The organism is Streptomyces sp. NPDC050448 (assembly GCF_040655295.1).
Lineage (GTDB): Bacteria > Actinomycetota > Actinomycetes > Streptomycetales > Streptomycetaceae > Streptomyces.
The window spans coordinates 140,702-159,736 of record NZ_JBFAJR010000018.1; the positions used below are offsets into that span (position 1 = coordinate 140,702).

General features: G+C 70.4%; 15 protein-coding genes and 1 pseudogene. 5 read left to right on the plus strand and 11 right to left on the minus strand.

The annotated features are described in order from the left end of the window. The first annotated feature begins 112 nt into the window (after positions 1-112). Entirely contained in the window at positions 113-802 is a 690-nt protein-coding gene (locus AB0I68_RS22140; RefSeq protein ID WP_363179046.1) for a helix-turn-helix transcriptional regulator, read from the plus strand. Positions 803-851: 49 nt separating this feature from the next. Here the strand turns inward: AB0I68_RS22140 and AB0I68_RS22145 are convergent, their stop codons facing one another. Together AB0I68_RS22145 and AB0I68_RS22150 are read right to left on the minus strand one after the other, a co-directional pair. After that, positions 852-2,870, minus strand: a complete 2,019-nt coding sequence (locus AB0I68_RS22145; RefSeq protein ID WP_363179047.1) for a hypothetical protein — start codon at positions 2,868-2,870, stop codon at positions 852-854. Between the two features lie 303 nt (positions 2,871-3,173). Further along, positions 3,174-4,199, minus strand: coding sequence for an ATP-dependent 6-phosphofructokinase (locus tag AB0I68_RS22150; protein WP_363179048.1), 1,026 nt, complete (start codon positions 4,197-4,199; stop codon positions 3,174-3,176). A gap of 308 nt (positions 4,200-4,507) precedes the next feature. Between AB0I68_RS22150 and pta the strand changes: the two genes are divergently transcribed. The 3 genes from pta (at position 4,508) to pyk (ending at position 9,388) form a co-directional block, all read left to right on the plus strand. Beyond that, the gene (gene pta, locus AB0I68_RS22155; protein WP_363179049.1) at positions 4,508-6,592 is read left to right on the plus strand and encodes a phosphate acetyltransferase; all 2,085 of its coding nucleotides are present in this window, start codon (positions 4,508-4,510) and stop codon (positions 6,590-6,592) included. Positions 6,593-6,678: 86 nt separating this feature from the next. Continuing rightward, on the plus strand, positions 6,679-7,896 hold the full coding sequence (locus tag AB0I68_RS22160; RefSeq protein WP_363179050.1) for an acetate kinase: 1,218 nt from the start codon (positions 6,679-6,681) through the stop codon (positions 7,894-7,896). Between the two features lie 61 nt (positions 7,897-7,957). Beyond that, positions 7,958-9,388, plus strand: coding sequence for a pyruvate kinase (gene pyk, locus AB0I68_RS22165; protein WP_363179051.1), 1,431 nt, complete (start codon positions 7,958-7,960; stop codon positions 9,386-9,388). A 133-nt stretch (positions 9,389-9,521) separates the two neighbouring features. On the opposite strand, the gene AB0I68_RS22170 is transcribed toward pyk, so the two are convergent. The 4 genes from AB0I68_RS22170 to AB0I68_RS22185 all read right to left on the minus strand — a co-directional run bounded on the left by AB0I68_RS22170 (position 9,522) and on the right by AB0I68_RS22185 (position 13,722). Further along, positions 9,522-10,808 carry a hypothetical protein gene (locus AB0I68_RS22170; protein WP_363179052.1) on the minus strand — a complete coding sequence of 429 codons (1,287 nt, stop codon included), beginning with the start codon at positions 10,806-10,808 and terminating at the stop codon, positions 9,522-9,524. Beyond that, a complete protein-coding gene (locus tag AB0I68_RS22175; RefSeq protein ID WP_363179053.1) occupies positions 10,798-11,370 on the minus strand; it encodes a DUF6114 domain-containing protein in 573 nt (190 codons plus the stop codon). Before AB0I68_RS22175 ends, AB0I68_RS22170 begins: the two co-directional genes overlap by 11 nt. 111 nt (positions 11,371-11,481) lie before the next feature. Then, positions 11,482-12,120 carry a DUF6230 family protein gene (locus AB0I68_RS22180; RefSeq protein WP_363179054.1) on the minus strand — a complete coding sequence of 213 codons (639 nt, stop codon included), beginning with the start codon at positions 12,118-12,120 and terminating at the stop codon, positions 11,482-11,484. Between the two features lie 597 nt (positions 12,121-12,717). Continuing rightward, on the minus strand, positions 12,718-13,722 hold the full coding sequence (locus AB0I68_RS22185; protein WP_363179055.1) for a tetratricopeptide repeat protein: 1,005 nt from the start codon (positions 13,720-13,722) through the stop codon (positions 12,718-12,720). A 250-nt stretch (positions 13,723-13,972) separates the two neighbouring features. Between AB0I68_RS22185 and AB0I68_RS22190 the strand changes: the two genes are divergently transcribed. Further along, positions 13,973-14,599: a TetR/AcrR family transcriptional regulator gene (locus tag AB0I68_RS22190; protein ID WP_363179056.1), complete on the plus strand. Its 627-nt coding sequence runs from the start codon at positions 13,973-13,975 to the stop codon at positions 14,597-14,599. 111 nt (positions 14,600-14,710) lie between these two features. Here AB0I68_RS22190 and AB0I68_RS22195 read toward each other — a convergent pair whose 3' ends face one another. The 5 genes and pseudogenes from AB0I68_RS22195 to AB0I68_RS22215 all read right to left on the minus strand — a co-directional run bounded on the left by AB0I68_RS22195 (position 14,711) and on the right by AB0I68_RS22215 (position 18,923). Beyond that, positions 14,711-16,411, minus strand: coding sequence for a methylmalonyl-CoA mutase family protein (locus AB0I68_RS22195; RefSeq protein WP_363179057.1), 1,701 nt, complete (start codon positions 16,409-16,411; stop codon positions 14,711-14,713). Between the two features lie 87 nt (positions 16,412-16,498). Then, complete coding sequence (locus AB0I68_RS22200) at positions 16,499-16,828, minus strand: DUF3817 domain-containing protein (RefSeq protein ID WP_363179058.1); 330 nt, start codon at positions 16,826-16,828, stop codon at positions 16,499-16,501. A 71-nt stretch (positions 16,829-16,899) separates the two neighbouring features. Continuing rightward, complete coding sequence (locus AB0I68_RS22205; RefSeq protein ID WP_363179059.1) at positions 16,900-17,409, minus strand: MarR family transcriptional regulator; 510 nt, start codon at positions 17,407-17,409, stop codon at positions 16,900-16,902. Between the two features lie 22 nt (positions 17,410-17,431). Continuing rightward, positions 17,432-17,707, minus strand: a pseudogene (locus AB0I68_RS22210) (MFS transporter); the annotation flags it as partial. A gap of 319 nt (positions 17,708-18,026) precedes the next feature. Then, a complete protein-coding gene (locus tag AB0I68_RS22215) occupies positions 18,027-18,923 on the minus strand; it encodes an XRE family transcriptional regulator (protein WP_363179060.1) in 897 nt (298 codons plus the stop codon). Between the last annotated feature and the right edge of the window lie 112 nt (positions 18,924-19,035).

Consider the following 19,035-nt stretch of genomic DNA (forward strand, 5'->3'; position numbering starts at 1 on the left):
ACCGGACAGTCGCAGGGAAACCCGGCAAAAGCATGGAACTCCATAGGACGTTCCTACGAGTTCTGGGCTTGTTTGAACAGTCTGTAGTCGCCACCCCTTGGGCACTCCTACGGTGTGCCCTGTGCACTCCAGCCCTCCCTTCAATGCCCCCGCCGCGCGTCGCCTCCGCGCAGCCCTGGGCATGGCTCCCGGTCATGTCGCCTATGGCCTGCGCGCCCAGTACGGACTGATCGTCGAGCCCGAGACCGTGATGGCGTGGGAGCGTGGCGAGATATCGCCGAGTTCCGCCGAGCTGACGGCGCTCGCGGGCGTGCTCTGGTGCGCCCCCGGTGAACTGCTCGCCGAGGCCGTGACCCTGCGGGAGCACCGGGTGGCCCGGGGCTTGGCCGCGGACGAGCTGGCCCGGCGGATCGGGCTGGAGACGAACGCGTACCAGAAGATGGAGGACACCGGGCGCTGGAAGGGCAACGAACGGCAGTCCGTGGCCCTGGCGCAAGTGCTCGGGCTGTCGCTGGCCCAGTTCGTGGCGGCGACCGGCAAGCAGGAGGAGCTCGCCGAGATCCTGCGCAGTGCGGTGACCACGCGCTGGCAGGCGTACGTGAAGCCGCTGGCGAAGCTGCTGCCGGTGCCCAAGCAGCACCTGGAGCCGGTCCTGGAGCGGCTGCACGCGGACTACCAGTCGAAGATGGTGGCCACCCTGAGCTGGGGCGGCGCCTCGGGCGAGGCCGGCACGGGCGACGCGGGCCGCGAGTTCCTGGCCGACATCGTGGCCCACTTCTGGGCCTTCGCCGGCGGCGCCTAGGGGGTGCGGACGGGCGGCCCCGCCCGTGGCGGGGCGGGACGTCCGGCCGTTACTTCAGCGGCGCGTACACGACGGTCGCGGCGCTGCCCGCATCGGCGAGGTCCTGCTTCAGCCGGTCGGCCGTCTTCCGGTCACCCACCAGGACGGTCGGCGGCTCGGGGCAGGAGGCGATGGCGCGCTCGAGGCGGTCCAGCGATGACTGGTAGTCCTTCTCGTCGGCCGCGGCAGGTCCGCCGATCTTGACGTTGAAGACGTCGTAGAGCCCGACCATCGCGCCCGCCCGGTGCGTGAGGATCTGCGCGAGGAACGTCGCTCTCAGGTTCAGGTACGTGTCGTTGCCGTAGAGGGCGATCACGGGCGAGTCGACGCCCTTCAGGTCGCGCCGGGCCAGTGTGTTCGCCGCCGGGCCGATGTCGTTCTCGGACTCGCCCCGGGCCCATTTGATCATCGGGCTGTCGTACCAGGCGGAGGGGTGCCCCCACCCGGACGGCACTCCCCATTGGACGTTGCCGAACAGCGCGAGCGCGGCGGCCGTCGCGACACCGGAGCGCAGCAGCAGGTCGGCCCGCCGGCGCAGCGGGGAGCCCGTCGTGCGTGCGGCGGGCTGGAGCATCAGCCCGACCAGGCCCAGCGAGATCAGGGCGATCACGAGGCCGGCGGCGGTCAGCTTCTCGAAGTAGTACGAGTAGTAGCCGATGGTGTGCTTCTGCCAGGCGCCGAAGACACCGATCACCGCGGTGGCGCCCAGGACGAGGGCCAGGACCATCTGCCCCGTGCCCGTCCTGCGGTTCACCGGCAGGGACGCGGCCACCAGGGCGAGCAGCCCGCAGCCGATGAACACCGGGCGATCAGGGATGACCATCGGTCCGGCGAGGTTGGACGTCTTCGCGACGTCCAGCTCGGTCAGGACCGAGAAGACGCTGGGCAGTCCCGCGATCAGGGCGCCGCCCGCCAGTGCGCCGACGACGAGGCGGCGGCGCGGGGCGAAGCGCCGCTGGTGGACGACCAGGACCGCGGCCAGGGTGATGCCGACGAGGACGCCGTAGAGGTTGTAGACGTAGGTCACGGAGACCAGGGCGGCCACCCCGACGAGGACGAACTCGGCGCGGCCCATCGCCGGCCGCACGAGCAGCGCCAGCGCGACGGCCAGGAACAGCAGTCCGAAGGTCTCCGAGTCGAAGCCCCACGCGACCAGTTGCGCCATCGAGCCGGACATCATCACCGCCGCCACGGTCGCGCAGACCGCAGCCGTGCGCCAGCCGCGCAGGCGCGGTCCGCCGATCCAGCGGGCGGCCCAGACGAGTGCCCCGCAGAACAGGGCGTAGGCCGCCAGGACGTACAGGAGATAGCGGTGCGTCATGTCGAGGCCGGATCCGCCGTCGGTCGAGGACTTCACCAGTACGTCGATCCAGGCCAGCAGGAAGTGGGAGCCCTGCGGGTAGACCGCCTCGGCCGGGGTCATCATGTACGCCCTGGCCGCCTCCTGGTGGAGGAAGGCGTAGCCGCCCACGTGGTGGATGCCGTCGAAGTAGGAGAAGTGGCCGAACCGGTCCTCGGAGGTGGCGAAGTAGGCCAGCCGGTCGGCCGTCGACTTGCCGGCCAACGGGTGGTGGAAGTAGCGCCAGACCACGGCCGTTGTACCGAGTACGAGGGCGTCCGAGCCGCGCAGGCGCATCGGTATGCGGGGGCTGCGGCCGGCGAGCCAGCCGGAGACGGACAGGACGCTCAGCAGGAGGCCCGTTCCGGGGACGGGGGCCAGCCCCCACGGCCAGACGGAGAAGAGCAGGCCGAAGGTCATCACCGCCCCGCAGAGGAGGAAGGACGCGACCACGAGGCGGTCGAGGAGACCTCCGCCGACCCGGATCAGCGAGGCCGTCGCCAGCACCAGGACGGGGATCAGCACCAGGTCCAGGCCGAGCGTGTGGAGCAGGAGCGGCAGCGCCCAGGAGGAGGCCAGAGCCGCGACGAGCACGGGCGGGCGCCGCGCGCCCCGGGGCGGCCCCCCGGCCTGTCGCACCGGCCGGATTTCAGCGGGTTCGCCGGTCAGAACGGCAGAGCGGGTCGCCACGGGAGACGGGCACCTTCCCATCGAGCGGTTGGAACGGATGACGGGGCCCGGACATCACGGCCCGATCTGTCCACGCGACTCGGCCCCCACCCCAATCCCCAAGGCCGGATCATAACCGCCGGGTGTGAGGGAAGGAGAAAGCCCCGGAGAACCGTCTCCGGGGCCTTCCGCTGCCCCGCGATACGGGATGGAAGTCCTGCGGCCCGTGGGCCGGGGTCCCCGCCGGGGCGGGGCGGTCCCGGGACGGGGCAGGGCGGTGGTCCCGGGACGGGGCGGGGCGGGGCGGTCCCGGGACGGGGCGGGTCAGAAGACGGACTCGGCCTCGTACATGCGGTCCTCCGGGACCGTCTTCAGTTCGGTGACCGCGTGGGCCAGCGGGGCCATCACGATGTCGGTGCCGCGCAGGGCGGTCATGTTGCCGAAGTCGCCGCGGTGGACGGCCTCCACGGCGTGCCAGCCGAAGCGGGTGGCGAGGACGCGGTCGTACGCGGTGGGGGTGCCGCCGCGCTGGACGTGGCCGAGGATGACCGGGCGGGCCTCCTTGCCCAGGCGGTGCTCGAGCTCGACCGCGAGGCGGTTGCCGATGCCGGCGAAGCGCTCGTGGCCGTACTGGTCGATGGCGCCCTTCTCGTAGGGCATGGAGCCCTCGGCCGGGTGTGCGCCTTCGGCGACGCAGATGACGGCGAACTTCTTACCGCGGGAGAATCGTTCCTCCACCATCTTCACCAGGGCGTCCACCTCGAAGGGGCGTTCCGGCAGGCAGATCCCGTGCGCGCCGCCGGCCATGCCGGACTCCAGGGCGATCCAGCCCGCGTGCCGGCCCATGACCTCGACGACCATCACGCGCTGGTGCGATTCGGCGGTGGTCTTGAGGCGGTCGATGGCCTCGGTGGCGACCATGACGGCGGTGTCGAAACCGAAGGTGCGGTCGGTGGAGGAGATGTCGTTGTCGATGGTCTTCGGCACGCCGACGACCGGCATCCCGGCGTCGGACAGCATCCGGGCGGCGGTCAGGGTGCCCTCGCCGCCGATCGGGATGAGGGCGTCGATGCCGTAGCGCTTCGCCAATTCCTGTGCGTTCTCGGCGGCTTCGTGCAGCCGCGCGCGCTCCATGCGCGCCGAACCGAGAATCGTGCCGCCCCGGGCGAGAATGCCGCTGACGGCATTGATGTCGAGGGGCCGGTGGTGACCGTCCAGGAGGCCCTTGAAGCCGTCCTCGAAGCCGATGACTTCGTCCCCGTGGCCGACCAGGGCGCGGTGTACGACCGAACGGATGACAGCGTTCAGGCCCGGGCAGTCGCCGCCTGCGGTGAGAACTCCGATACGCATCGTGCTGTGTCTCCTGCTCCTGGTCGTACCGGGCCGTACGCGTGCGGGCGGACGGCCGTACATCTGAGGGCGTCATGGTGAACCCTGTCCAATTGTTCCACGGGCAAGGGGTGCGGCGCGTCTTGTGATGCTCCGCCCACCAGGCCTTCCGACCCCTCCGAACAGGCCTTTTCCCGGCAGGCGCCCTATCTGCCCGTCGAGGTATTGTCAAGAGGTCAAGCCCACCCTAACGGGGAAAAACAACTCGCATCCGCCCGTCGGCACGGCGAGGCGGCACCCACATCCAGACCATGGGACGGAGAGCACGCGTGACGCGCAGCGTGTACGTGACCGGTATCGAGCGGGGGGACGGCCGGCAGGTCGTCGAGCTGGGGATCATGGAGCTGCTGACCCGCCAGACGGCCCGGGTCGGCGTCTACCGTCCGTTGCTCCACGACGGACCGGACCGGCTCCTCGACCTCCTCAAGGCCCGCTACCGGATCGACCAGGGCGCCCGGGCGGCGTACGGCATGGAGTACCACGAGGCCTCCGCCATCCTGGCCGAGAAGGGCACCGACGAGCTCGTCTCCCGGCTGGTGGACCACTACCACCGGGTGGCCCGCGACTACGAGGTCATGCTCGTCCTCGGCACCGACTACGCCGACACGAACCTGCCCGACGAGCTGGCCCTGAACGCCCGCCTCGCCAACGAGCTGGGGGCCGTGGTGGTGCCCGTCGTCGGCGGCACCAAGCGCCCCGCCGAGGCCGTCCGCGCCGAGGCCCAGAGCGCCTTCCGCGCGTACGAGAGCCTGGGCTGCCACGTCGTCGCGATGATGGTCAACCGGGTGGCCGCCGAGGACCGGGACTCCATAGCCGAGGGGCTGGCCGCCCGCCTGCCCGTCCCCTGCTACGTGCTGCCGGACGACAAGTCGCTCTCCGCCCCGACCGTCGCCCAGATCACCCGGGCGCTCGGCGGCGAGGTGCTCCTCGGCGACGACGCCGGGCTGGCCCGCGACGCCCTGGACTTCGTCTTCGGCGGCGCCATGCTGCCGAACTTCCTGAACGCCCTGACCCCCGGCTGCCTGGTCGTCACCCCCGGGGACCGCGCCGACCTGGTCATCGGGGCGCTGGCCGCACACGCCTCCGGCACTCCGCCGATCGCCGGCGTGCTGCTGACCCTGAACGAGCGTCCGGGCCGGGACATCCTGACGCTGGCCTCGAAGCTGGCGCCGGGCACCCCGGTGGTCTCGGTGGCCGGCAACAGCTTCCCGACGGCCGCCGAACTGTTCTCGCTGCAGAGCCGGTTGAACTCCGCGACCCCGCGCAAGCTGGAGACCGCGCTCGGCCTGTTCGAGCGGCACGTGGACACCGCCGAGCTGCGCGGGCTGCTGTCGGTGGCCCGCTCCGAGCGCGTCACCCCGATGATGTTCGAGCACGAGCTGCTGGAGCGGGCCCGCTCCGAGCGCCGCCGCGTGGTGCTGCCCGAGGGCGCGGAGGAGCGCGTGCTGCGCGCCGCGGACGTGGTGCTGCGCCGCGGGGTCTGCGACCTGACCCTGCTGGGCGAGGAGCAGGCGATCCTGAAGAAGGCCGGCGACTTGGGCGTCGACATCTCCGGCGCCCAGCTCATCGACCCGGCGACCTCCCCGCTGCGGGAACGTTTCGCCGAGTTCTACACCCAGGCCCGCGCCCACAAGGGCATGACCGTGGAGCTGGCCCTCGACGTGGTCAGCGACGTCAACTACTTCGGCACCCTGATGGTCCAGGAGGGCCTCGCCGACGGCATGGTCTCCGGCTCGGTGCACTCCACCGCCGCCACCATCCGCCCCGCCTTCGAGATCATCAAGACGAAGCCCGACGCTTCCATCGTCTCCTCGGTCTTCTTCATGTGCCTGGCCGACAAGGTCCTCGTCTACGGCGACTGCGCGGTCAACCCGGACCCGGGCGCCGAGCAGCTCGCCGACATCGCCATCCAGTCGGCGGCGACCGCGGCCGCCTTCGGCGTCGAGCCGCGGATCGCGATGCTCTCGTACTCGACCGGCACCTCGGGCAGCGGCGCTGACGTGGACAAGGTCCGCAAGGCCACCGAGCTCGTCCGCGCGCAGCGCCCGGACCTGCTCATCGAGGGCCCCATCCAGTACGACGCCGCCGTCGAGCCCTCGGTCGCCGCGACCAAGCTGCCCGGCTCCGACGTGGCAGGGCGCGCGAGCGTGCTGATCTTCCCGGACCTCAACACGGGCAACAACACGTACAAGGCCGTGCAGCGCTCGGCGGGCGCCGTCGCGGTCGGCCCGGTGCTCCAAGGTCTGCGCAAGCCGGTCAACGACCTCTCGCGCGGGGCGCTGGTGCAGGACATCGTCACCACCGTGGCCATCACCGCGATCCAGGCGCAGGGAACGCCGGCCCCGACCGCCTGACCCCCGCAGATCGCTCGCAGAGCGACCGCCGGGCACCCGCCGAGCCCCCACCACCGAGCCCTCACCCCGAAGGAAAGACCCTCATCGTGACCACCGCATCGCGCGTACTCGTCCTCAACTCCGGCTCCTCGTCGGTGAAGTACCAGCTGCTCGACATGGCGGACTCCGCCCGTCTCGCCGTCGGCCTGGTGGAGCGGATCGGCGAGGAGACCTCGCGGATCGTGCACGAGCCGCTCTCCGGTCCGGGCGCCGAGGGCGGCAAGCGCGAGCGGCTCGGCGCGATCCCGGACCACAAGGCCGCGCTCCGGGCCGTCGCGGCGGAGCTGGCCGCCGACGGGCTGGGCCTGGACTCCCCCGAACTGGCCGCCGTCGGGCACCGGGTGGTGCACGGCGGGACGAGGTTCACGCAGCCGACGGTCATCGACGACGAGGTCCTGGCGGAGATCCGGAGCCTGATCCCCCTGGCCCCGCTGCACAACCCGGCGAACGTGATGGGCATCGAGGTGGCGCGCGCGCTGCGCCCGGACCTCCCGCAGGTGGCCGTCTTCGACACGGCCTTCCACTCGACGATGCCGGAGTACGTGGCGCGGTACGCGATCGATGCCGCGACGGCGGACAAGTACGCCATCCGGCGGTACGGATTCCACGGGACCTCCCACGCGTACGTCTCGCGGGCCACGGCCGGGCTGCTCGGCAGGCCGGTGGAGGACGTGAACGTGATCGTGCTGCACCTGGGCAACGGCGCCTCGGCCTCTGCGGTCCGGGGCGGGGTGTGCGTGGAGACGTCCATGGGCCTGACCCCGCTGGAGGGCCTGGTCATGGGCACCCGTTCGGGAGACCTCGACCCGGCGGTCGTCTTCCACCTGGCGCGGGTGGGCGGCCTCTCGGTGGATGAGATCGATTCGCTCCTGAACAAGAAGAGCGGTCTGCTGGGCCTGTGCGGCGACAACGACATGCGCGAGGTGCTGCGGCGGGCGGGCGAGGGCGACGAGTCGGCGCGGCTCGCCTTCGCGGCGTACGTCCACCGCCTGAAGAAGTACATCGGCGCCTACTCGGCGGTGCTCGGCCGGGTGGACGCGGTGGCGTTCACGGCCGGGGTCGGCGAGAACGCCCACCAGGTCCGGGAAGCTGCCGTGGACGGCCTCACGGAACTGGGGCTCGCGCTGGACCCGCAGGCCAACGCCGTGCGCTCCCCGGAGCCGCGGCTGGTGTCGCCGGACCACGCGCGGGTGGCCGTGGCCGTGGTCCCGACGGATGAGGAACTGGAGATCGCCACCCAGGCGTACGCGCTGGTTACCGAGTAGTCACTTGGACTTTCCACCAGACGGAATATTCCGCTACGAAACAAACCGATAGGATCCAGTCATGCGCCGTTCCAAAATCGTCTGCACGCTGGGCCCCGCCGTCGACTCGTATGAGCAGCTGAAAGCGCTCATCGAGGCAGGTATGAACGTGGCCCGATTCAACTTCAGCCACGGGTCCCAGGCAGAACACCAGGAGCGGTACGACCGCGTCCGGAAGGTCTCCGAGGACACCGGGCGCGCGGTCGGCGTGCTCGCCGACCTCCAGGGCCCGAAGATCCGCCTGGAGACCTTCGCCGAGGGTCCCGTCGAGCTGGTGCGCGGTGACGAGTTCACCATCACCATCGAGGACGTCCCGGGCGACAAGTCCATCTGCGGCACCACCTACAAGGGCCTGCCGGGCGACGTCGCCCAGGGCGACCCGATCCTGATCAACGACGGCAACGTCGAGCTGCGGGTCACCGGGGTCGACGGCACCCGGGTCAAGACCATCGTCATCGAGGGCGGTGTGATCTCGGACCACAAGGGCATCAACCTGCCGGGTGCCGCCGTGAACGTCCCCGCCCTGTCGGAGAAGGACGTCGACGACCTGCGCTTCGCGCTGCGGATGGGCTGCGACATGGTCGCCCTGTCCTTCGTCCGCGACGCCAACGACGTCAAGGACGTCCACAAGGTCATGGACGAGGTCGGCCGCCGGGTCCCCGTGATCGCCAAGGTCGAGAAGCCCCAGGCGGTCGAGAACATGGCGGCCGTGGTGGACGCCTTCGACGCGGTCATGGTGGCCCGCGGCGACCTGGCCGTCGAGTACCCGCTCGAGAAGGTCCCGATGGTCCAGAAGCGGCTCATCGAGATGTGCCGCCGCAACGCCAAGCCGGTGATCGTCGCGACCCAGATGATGGAGTCGATGATCACCAACTCCCGCCCGACGCGCGCGGAGGCTTCCGACGTCGCCAACGCGATCCTCGACGGCGCGGACGCGGTCATGCTGTCGGCCGAGTCCTCGGTCGGCGCCTACCCGATCGAGACCGTCAAGACGATGTCGAAGATCGTCACGGCGGCCGAGGAGGAGCTCCTCTCCAAGGGCCTGCAGCCGCTGGTCCCGGGCAAGAAGCCCCGCACCCAGGGCGGCTCCGTCGCCCGCGCGGCCTGCGAGATCGCGGACTTCCTCGACGGCAAGGCGCTCATCGCCTTCACCCAGTCCGGTGACACCGCCCGCCGCCTGTCGCGCTACCGCGCCACGCAGCAGATCCTGGCCTTCACCACCGACGTCAACACCCGCAACCAGCTCACGCTGAGCTGGGGCGTCGACTCGTACGTGGTCCCGCACGTGGACACCACGGACGCGATGGTCGACCTGGTGGACGGCGAGCTGCTCAAGCTGGGCCGCTACAACGAGGGCGACACCATGGTCATCACCGCCGGCTCGCCCCCCGGTGTCCCGGGCACGACCAACATGGTCCGCGTCCACCACCTGGGCGGTCAGACCCAGGGCTGACACCGCACGGTGTGACTCTGCCGCACAGAGACCGAGGGCGGCACTCCGGATCCCTTGTCGGGACCGGGGTGCCGCCCTCGGTGCTGTGCCGCGGTGCGCGGGGCGCGGGCGCCGCGCGCGGGGCCGTACGGGACTACTCCGGCGGGCCGATGTAGTTCTTGAGGCCCGGGACGGTGAGCGTGCCGCCGAACTGGCCGGCCTGGACGACCTTGACGTTCGAGAAGAACGCGAACGGGACGTTCAGCGGCGGCGGGCTGTTCGGGGTGAACTCGATCGGGATCAGGCCGAACAGGTTCCCCTTGAGGCTCTCGGTGTACATCGTCACCGTGCCGCCGCGGATCTTGGAGGTGGAGCCGGGACGGGACTTCAGGTGGGCGACGTTCCCGCTCTTGCCGACCGTCTGGTAGAGGTCCTTGATGTCCAGCGAGTCCGCCGTGAACTTCAGGACCTTCTTCGTCTTGCCGCCCGCCGTCTTCACCTCGACGATGCCGTGGTAGTCCAGGCCGTAGAGGGTCAGCAGCGAGCTGTCGAGGTACCAGGGCTCGTCCGGCAGGAGCGGGATGCCCGGCTCCAGCTGGGCGTCGGCCAGCGCCTTGGCGTCGTAGGTCGGGCAGGGGAAGGGTTGCTTCCCGTCCGCGTCCTTCGTCTCCTCGGGCTTGGGCTTGTCCGCGCCCTCGTCCGTCTTGGCCGTCTCGTCCTTCGGGGTCGTCGCGGTGTCCTTGACGTCCTGGGACAGCTCCTTGACGTCGACGCCGGCCTTCTTCGCCGCGTCGCGGATCGCGTCCGTGGCCGGGTCCGGGGCGGGCGTCGTCGGGGACGGCGTCGCCGTGGCGGACTTGGACGGCGTGGGCGTGGGCGTCGGGGTCGCCGACGGCTGCGCGGTCTGGAGCGGCTGGCCGAGCGCGTCGAAGATGCCCTTGACCTTGTCGCCGACGCCCAGCGGGTCCAGCGGGTTCGGGGTCTTGGACGGGGACGGTGCGGCGGCCGGGGCCGACGGGGCCGTCTGCTTCGACGCGGTGGTGGAGTCGGCGGCCTTGCTGGCGGACGGCTTCGGAGCCGGCGGGGTGACGCCGGGCTTCGGTGCCGTGGACGCACCGGGCGAGGGGGTCGCGGTGGGCGACGAACTCGGCGAGGGCGACGTGGAGGGGCTCGGAGAGGCCGATTCCGCGGGTGCGTCGGACCGCGTCACACACGGTCCGGGCGCGAAGGGGATCTCCTTGTCGTCGGCCAGGGCCAGCTTGGGCGCCATGCCCATCCCGACGAAGACCGCGGTCGGCATGGCCGCCAGCGCCATCGTCTTGCCGACGGGTATCTGGATCTTGTTCAGCAGCGACTTCCGGGGTGCGGCGTGCCGCGGGCCCCTTCCTACACGGGACTCTGCACTCGGGGCCACGTCCCGCTGCGTATCGTCACCCCGCACTGTTCCTCCCGCCATCGGCGTGGGCAGTCGTCTCGCTCGCGTGTACCGTTTCCGTCTCGCGGGGCGCCGGGATGCCGGGGATGCCCTGGGGGCTGCCCGCCATCGCCGCTGCCTTGCCCGTGTCACCGGCCGGGGCGGTGATCTCTTCCTGCGGGCTGCCGGGGACCCACGCGAGTGCGAGGGCGCCGCCGACCATGGAGAAGATGAAGCCCAGGAAGAAACCGCCGAGGTTGGACACCGGCAGGGACACCAGGGCGAGCAGGATCGAGGCGACCCCGGCGAAGACGCGGATGCCCTGCTGGAACCAGAGGGCCAGGCCCAGCGTGATCAGCAGGATGCCGATGATCAGAGAGCCGGAGCCGGCCGTGGTCGCCATCGCGAGGGTGATGTTGCCCAGCCGCACGTCCGCGTACGGGAAGTAGGCGATCGGGAAACCACCGAGGAGCGTGAACAGGCCTGCCCAGAACGGACGGCGGCCGCGCCAGGCGTAGAAGTGGTAGTACCCCACGGTGAGCCAAGCATCATCAGAGCGGCGAACGTAGACCGGGGCCTGGTGGTTCATGGACTACAGCTCCCTGGAAACGGTGGTACGGAAAACTGGGTGGAGCCGGACGGGCGGGCGGAGACGGCCGCTGCCGCCGCCGACCGCCCTCCGGTCACACTCCGGGACGGATCAGTTCTCGTCCTGGTAGCACGGCTGGTCGCCGCCGAGCAGGCGCAGCTTGAGGTCGGGCAGCTTGAACGTACCCGCCGTCGTCGCCCACGCCTTCTGGCGCACGTTCGTCAGAATCGCCTTGTCGGCGCGCTGGGAGAACGCGTACGGGCTCGCGACCGTACCGGCCTGCGGCTTGGTCTTGTGGCTCGCGTCGCCCACGGCGACACCGATGTCAAGGTTCTTGAACTCGGCGTCGGTGTCGAGCTCGGCAACATCCAGGTAGATGTTGTCGGCGACGGCCGGCCTGCCCTTCTGGCCCGTCCGCAGCTGGAGCGTGATGTTGCCCAGCGGGGTCGGGGTCACCAGCGACTGGCACATGTTGGTGATCTCGGCGTGGCTGAACCCGGAGATGGTCACCGGGTGGTGCGCAGCGTTGCCCTTGAGGTCGTGACCCTCGGCGATACCGCCGTACTGAATGAGGTTGTCACCGTCGAGCTTGTCGGCCGAGACCTTGAAGTCCTGGCCGGAGACGCTGAAGGACGCCGCGAGGGCACCCTGCGCCAGACCCACACCGACCGCGGCGGTGGCCGCGATGCTCGGCACCATGACGAGAGCGAAGCGCTTCCATCTGGTCCCGCCACGAACCTGAGAACTCATTATTCGTTCCTCCTTCTCGGACGTACATCTCCGGTCCGGGCCGTACCCGTCCTGGGATGGGAGAAGTGCTACGTCCTCGGGAAGGAGCGCAGGCCGCCGAGCCGCGGCAGAGCCGCGTCCGGTTCACCGGCGTTCACCCCCGAGCGACAACCACTGGGTCACGCGTTCGCGCAACCAGGAGGACAGGCTCCGCCGGTGTGGCGAAGACCCCCCTGTCCCACAGCCGGCGACACTGCCACCGGCCGGCCCGGTGGGGACCCTCCGCCGCGGTTCCGGATGAGCGGCTCTGCGGGAAGGACCGAGCGTCGCCGATCGTGGTCCATTCCAGGCCGGGACACAAGGGGGTTCGTTACTGGCGGGTAACGGCAAGATAACCAGGGGTCGACCCGGTGCCATCGGGCGACAACGCAGGGTGTCACCAAAGGCCACGACAGAGTGTCGGATTTATGAACACACCGGACAGATCGCGGGGTTCTACTTACTGCGAGTAACAGCGGCCACCATTGCCAAGTTTTGGCAAAGTGCGGCCGCTGTTTATCTACGTGTCAACAAATCGCCGGTGGTTCGCCGGCCTCCCGGACGCCTCCGGAAGGGACTCTAGAACAGCACCCGCGCGAGCGCCGTACGCGCCGCCGCCACCCGGGGATCGTCGGCCCCGATGACCTCGAACAGCTCCAGCAGCCGCACCCGGACCGCGTCCCGGTCGGCGCCGGCCGTCACCCTGACCGTGTCCACCAGGCGCCCGAAGGCGTCCTCCACGTGGCCGCCGGCCAGATCCAGGTCCGCCGCGGCGATCTGGGCCGCCGGGTCCTTCGGGTTCTCGGCCGCCGCGGTGCGGACCGCCTGCGGGTTCATGTCCTTGACCCGGGCGAGCAGCTCGGCCTGGGCCAGGCCCAGCTTGGCCTCGGTGTTGGCCGGGTCGTCCGCCAGTACGTTCTTGTACGCCTGCACCGCGCCACCCAGGTCACCGGCGTCCAGCGCGACGACCGCCGCCTCGAGCAGCGCGTCGTACGGGCCCTCCGGGGCCTCGGCCTCGGCGGCCGGGGCGCCCGCGGGGCCGCCCTCGGCGTTCGGATCCACCTCGATGCCGATGATCCCGAAGCGCTCCTCGGCGACCTGGATCAGCTGCGCCAGGGTCGCGCGGATCTCCTGCTCGGGCGCCACGCCCTGGAACAGCGGCAGCACCTGGCCCGCGACCACGGCGAACACGGCCGGGATGCCCTGGATGCCGAACTGCTGCATCAGCATCTGGTTGGAGTCGACGTCGACCTTGGCCAGGAGGAGGCGGCCGTTCGCCTCGAGCGTCAGGCGCTCCAGCAGCGGGCTGAGCTGCTTGCAGGGCTCGCACCACTCGGCCCAGAAGTCCAGGACGACCGGGACCTCGGCGGAGAGCTGGAGGACGTCGCGTTCGAAGCCGGCCTCGTCGACGTCGATCACGAGCGCGGACGGCGGCACGGCACCCGCGGACGCGGGTGCGCCGCTCTGGGCGGACTGCCGGGCGGCTTCGGCACGGGCCTGCTCGGCCTTCGCCTTGGCCTCGCCGGCCGCCTTCACCGCGGCGAGGTCGACGACGCCGCTCATGGACATGTTTCTGGGCTGCATGCGTACATCCTCCCCCGTGTGCGCGCGCCGACGAAAAAGATCGGCCGAAATGCCTTCTTGCCGCGTCGGACCCGATCGGTTGTGCGGTGGTGGCGCCGGGTCCCCACCTGGCGCCGGTAGCTCTTCGCGTGGTTGTCGCTCTTACGCTACGAGCCGTAGCGTAACTCCCCGCGGCCCTTCGCGCCCCGTGATCTGAACCACAGCAATTCGGGGACCAACGGTTCCGCTACCGGCGGGTATGGTCTCGGCCATGCGCAACCCCAGCTCCCCGACCGGACGCACCGGCCGCCCCCGCAGCGCCGCTGCGGACGCCGCGATCCTCGCCGCGACGCGGGACGGGCTGGTCGAGCTGGGCTGGTCGAAGCTGACGATGGGCGACGTCTCGGCCCGGGCCGGGGTCGCCAAGACCACCCTCTACCGCCGCTGGGCGGGCAAGAACGAGCTGGTCGTGGACGCCGTCGCAGAGCTCTTCGACTCCCTCGAACTCCCCGACCGGGGCTCCCTCGAAGCCGACATAGAGAACGTGGTCCTCCAGTTCGCGGCGCTGCTGCGGCGGCCGGAGGCCCGTACGGCCCTGATGGCCGTCGTCGCCGAGTCCACCCGGGACGAGGCCCTGCGCGACCGGATCCGGTCGGCGATCGTGGACCGGCAGAAACGTCTCGTCGTACTGGGCCGCGAACGGGCCCAGGCCCGCGGCGAACTCCCGTACGAGGAGGACGAGACCCTCGCCGGCCGCACCACGGACCTGATCTTCGACGTGATCGCGGGCACGGTGGTGCACCGGGCGCTGGTGAGCTCCGAACCGGTGGACGAGCTCTGGGTGTCCACCTTCACTGCCCTCCTGATGCACGGCCTCCGGGGCCCGGCCCACGCCTGACGCGGGCCCGCCCCCACAGGAACGGGGAAGGCCGGTCGCGGCCGCCCCCTCAGGGGCTGCCACGACCGGCCTTCCGCGCATGCTCCGCAGTCCGGATCCCGGGCGACGGACCTAGAAGCCCGGCGGTTCCGTGTAGGTGCCCCACTCGTCGCGCAGCACGTTGCAGATCTCGCCGAGCGTGGCCTCGGCGCGCACCGCGTCCAGCATCGCCGGGATCATGTTCGACCCGTCGCGGGCGGCGGCCAGCATGGCGTCCAGGGAGGACTTCACCCTGGCGTCGTCGCGCCGCTCCCTGCGCGCGGCCAGCTCCTGCACCTGTACGCGCTCCACCTCGTGGCTGACGCGGAGGATCTCCAGGTCCCCGGTCACCGACCCGTGGTGCACGTTGACGCCGACGACCCGCTTGTCGCCCTTCTCCAGCGCCCGCTGGTACTGGAAGGCCGACTCGGCGATCTCCCCGGTGAACCAGCCGTCCTCGATGCCGCGCAGGATGCCCGAGGTGATCGGCCCGATCGGGTGCTGCCCGTCCGGATGGGCGCGCAGGCCGCGCTCCTTGATCTGGTCGAAGATCTTCTCGGCGTCGGCCTCGATGCGGTCGGTGAGCTGCTCCACGTACCAGGAACCGCCCAGCGGGTCGGCCACGTTGGCCACCCCGGTCTCCTCCATCAGCACCTGCTGGGTGCGCAGGGCGATCTCGGCCGCCTGCTCGCTCGGGAGCGCGAGGGTCTCGTCGAGGGCGTTGGTGTGCAGCGAGTTGGTGCCGCCGAGGACGGCCGCGAGGGCCTCGACGGCGGTGCGCACGACGTTGTTGTACGGCTGCTGCGCGGTCAGCGAGACGCCGGCGGTCTGGGTGTGGAAGCGCAGCCACATCGACTTCTCGCTCTGCGCCCCGTACACCTCCTTCATCCAGCGCGCCCAGATCCGGCGCGCGGCGCGGAACTTGGCGATCTCCTCGAAGAAGTCGAGGTGCGCGTCGAAGAAGAAGGAGAGGCCGGACGCGAAGTGGTCGACGTCCAGACCCCGGGAGAGGCCGAGCTCCACGTAGCCGAAGCCGTCGGCGAGGGTGTACGCGAGCTCCTGCGCGGCGGTCGCACCGGCCTCGCGGATGTGGTACCCGGAGACGGACAGCGGCTTGTACGCCGGGATGCCCTTCGCGCAGTACTCCATGAGGTCGCCGATGAGGCGCAGGTGCGGCTCCGGTTCGAAGAGCCACTCCTTCTGGGCGATGTACTCCTTGAAGATGTCCGTCTGGAGGGTGCCGTTGAGCAGGGCCGGGTCCACGCCCTGCCGTTCGGCGGCGACCAGGTACATGCAGAAGGCGGGCACGGCCGGGCCCGAGATCGTCATCGAGGTGGTCACGTCGCCGAGCGGGATGTCCTTGAACAGGACCTCCATGTCGGCGGCGGAGTCGATGGCGACCCCGCAGTGGCCGACCTCGCCGAGGGCGCGGGGGTCGTCGGAGTCGCGGCCCATGAGGGTCGGCATGTCGAAGGCCACGGAGAGCCCGCCGCCGCCGGCGGCCAGGATCATCTTGTAGCGCTCGTTGGTCTGCTCGGCGTTGCCGAACCCGGCGAACTGGCGGATGGTCCAGGTCCGGCCGCGGTATCCGGTGGCGTGCAGGCCGCGGGTGTAGGGGTACTCACCCGGCCAGCCGATGCGCTCGAATCCCTCGTACGCATCACCGGGCCGGGGCCCGTAGACGGGATCGACGTCATCCCCGGAGAGCGTGGTGAAATCGGCCTCGCGCTTGCGGGCCTTGTCATAACGGGCCTGCCAGCGGCGGCGGCCCTCCTCGATGGCGTCAGCGTCCATACCCATGAATTTACTAGGACGTCCTAGTAAATGTCGATGGGAAACCCCGGGGAGTCTCCCCGGGGTGCCCTGCGGGCCAGCGTCGCTCTAGGCGTCGGCGGTGGCCATGCCGTCGACGACGAGCGGCTCGATCTCGGCCCGGACCTTGCGCTCGACGAAGAAGGCGGCCAGCGGGATCGTGCCGGAGACGAGCACCCAGAGCAGCTTCGGGAACGGCCACCTGGCCTTGGAGCCGAGGTCGAAGGCGAACACCAGGTAGATCATGAACAGCACACCGTGCACCTGCGAGACCGCCAGGGTCAGGTCGGCGCCGGTGTCGAAGCCGTACTTGAGAACCATGCAGGTGCAGAGGATCAACAGCATGACCGCGGTCAGATAGGCCATGACGCGGTAGCGGGTCAGCACGCTTCGTTTCATGAATACGAGCGTAACCGTCCGTTTTGCGCGATCTTGACGGGGGCCCGGCGTCGGCGGCCCGGCGTCGGCGGCTACTGCTCCTCGAAGTCCTCGGCCGCGATCCGCAGGGGGCGCAGGAGCGCGAAGATCTCCTGGCACTCCTCGGCGTCGTACACGCGGAGCCCGAAGTCGACCGCCATCAGGTCCTTCGTCGCCGCCTCGACGACCTCGCGGCCCTTGTCCGTGATGGACGCGAGCGTGCCGCGGCCGTCGTTCGGGTTCGGCCGCTTGGCCACCAGCCCGGACCGCACCAGCCGGTCCACCGTGTTCGTCACCGACGTCGGGTGGACCATCAGCCGCTCGCCGATCTTCGACATCGGCAGCTCGCCGGCCTTGGAGAACGTGAGCAGGACCAGCGCCTCGTACCGCGCGAACGTCAGCCCGTACGGCTTGACCACCGCGTCGACCTCGCCGAGCAGGATCTGGTGCGCGCGCATGATCGAGGTGATGGCGGCCATCGACGGCACCGGCCCCCAGCGGCGCTGCCAGAGCTCGTCGGCGCGGGCGATGGGATCGAAGGGGAGGCTGAGCGGCTTGGACACGCACCCGACCCTACCGGGGCGGTCATTTGGCCGTGGGCCCCGTCTCATTCTTCGGTCCGCCGTCCCGCCCGCTCGCGGACCGCAGTTCGGCGAGGAGGAGCAGGACCACCGCCGTGCCGAGCACGGCGGCCCCGGTGACGACCACGTGCACCGGCAGGAACTCGGCGGCCAGCCCGGCCAGGGCCATGCCGACGCCCTGGAGGGTCATCAGGCCCGTGCTCAGCAGGGTCATCGCCCGGCCGCGCAGCTCGTCCGGGACCGCTTCGACGTACCACTGGTCGAGGCCGAGGGTGTACGCGTGCACCAGACCGGCGAGCAGGGCGCCCGCGATCTGGGCGGTTGCCCTTTGTGAGCATGGCGATCCGGTCAAGCGAGGGAAGGGCGGTCCGGAAGCTGGGCGCCCAGACCCGTCGGCGATCCCGGCCCAAGCACGGAGTGCACGCCCTGGGTGCAACGTGGTTTTTCGGTCCGTGTTTGGCGCTGACCAGCGCAAACGACTCCGCCACCACCCGAGAACAACCCTGTGAGGAGGTGGGGAGGACCCCCGAAACGCCCAGCCAAGGGACAGGAACGTGGTGGCAGCCCTGCCCGCGTACGGGTTTCGCGGTCGTCGGCCGTCAGGTCTGTTCGATCTCCGCCATGAGCAAGCGCAGCGTCAGGGAGTGCTTTTCCGGCGGCAGGGCATCCAGAGCTGTCCGGGCGTAGGCGGCTCCGCCCAACCGGTCTCCGGATCGGGCGAGCATGAGCCCCCGGTGCATCTCAAGGTGCGTCGCGAAGCGGGGCAGCTCTGCGGGGAGTTCCCGGCGCGCAGCTTCCTGGGCTTCTACGGCTCCCCGTTCGTCTCCCAGACGGGCCAGGAGGAGGGACAGGAAGACGTTCATGCGCCACCAGGGCACGGCGTAGTCGCTGGTCTGCTCGTGCGACCCCGCCTTGTCGAAGATGCGCCGGCCCCGGTCCGCCAGGTGGAGTGCCGTTGCGCGGTCCCCTCGGATCGCCGCTGCGTGCGCCTTGCCCACGACGGCGTTGAGGAGGCCGAGGGAGGGCCGATCCGAAATCGCCATGGCTTGGTCGGCCAGCACGTCAGCAACCCCGAGAGACGCGCCCTCGTAGCCCAGGGCGATAGCCGCACGGCCCCTGACCCATACGCGCGCATCGTCGTTGCCGGACTCGTCAGCAGCCGTCGCTGCCATCCGGTACCAGTGCACCGCCTTGGAGCCGTCCGACCCGGGGAACGTCTTGGCGTAGAGGGTCATCAGGCGGGAGGCGACGGACCACAGGCGAGGGTCATCGAGTTGCTGCTGCACCGTGACGAGTTCACCGGAGACCCGACGTTGGATGTCCGCTGCACCCATGGACATGTACTGGGTGCCGTACGTCGCGAGCTTGGCCTCCCACTCGTCCGCTGACGGCCCGCCACGCAACCGGGCGGCGAATCCTGCGCTGATCAGATCGGAGGCGACGACAGGGGCTATGGCGGCCCCGGCCACGTCGGTAAGGAACTCGCGTCGGTCCACTTCACCTTCAAGGACAGCTAGATGAATGAGTCCAAGGGTTCGCCTGCGGACATGGCGCGAGGGCGTCCAGGGTCAATGTGTGACGAAAGACCTGGACACCCTCGCAACGGCA

What these genes read in the sequence shown, in the direction of transcription:
- AB0I68_RS22150 (WP_363179048.1), bottom strand. Translation starts at nt 4,199, where the DNA reads ATGCGTATCGGAGTTCTCACCGCAGGCGGCGACTGCCCGGGCCTGAAC.
- pyk (WP_363179051.1), top strand. Translation starts at nt 7,958, where the DNA reads ATGCGCCGTTCCAAAATCGTCTGCACGCTGGGCCCCGCCGTCGACTCG.
- AB0I68_RS22175 (WP_363179053.1), bottom strand. Translation starts at nt 11,370, where the DNA reads ATGAACCACCAGGCCCCGGTCTACGTTCGCCGCTCTGATGATGCTTGG.
- AB0I68_RS22180 (WP_363179054.1), bottom strand. Translation starts at nt 12,120, where the DNA reads ATGAGTTCTCAGGTTCGTGGCGGGACCAGATGGAAGCGCTTCGCTCTC.
- AB0I68_RS22185 (WP_363179055.1), bottom strand. Translation starts at nt 13,722, where the DNA reads ATGCAGCCCAGAAACATGTCCATGAGCGGCGTCGTCGACCTCGCCGCG.
- AB0I68_RS22190 (WP_363179056.1), top strand. Translation starts at nt 13,973, where the DNA reads ATGCGCAACCCCAGCTCCCCGACCGGACGCACCGGCCGCCCCCGCAGC.
- AB0I68_RS22195 (WP_363179057.1), bottom strand. Translation starts at nt 16,411, where the DNA reads ATGGACGCTGACGCCATCGAGGAGGGCCGCCGCCGCTGGCAGGCCCGT.
- AB0I68_RS22200 (WP_363179058.1), bottom strand. Translation starts at nt 16,828, where the DNA reads ATGAAACGAAGCGTGCTGACCCGCTACCGCGTCATGGCCTATCTGACC.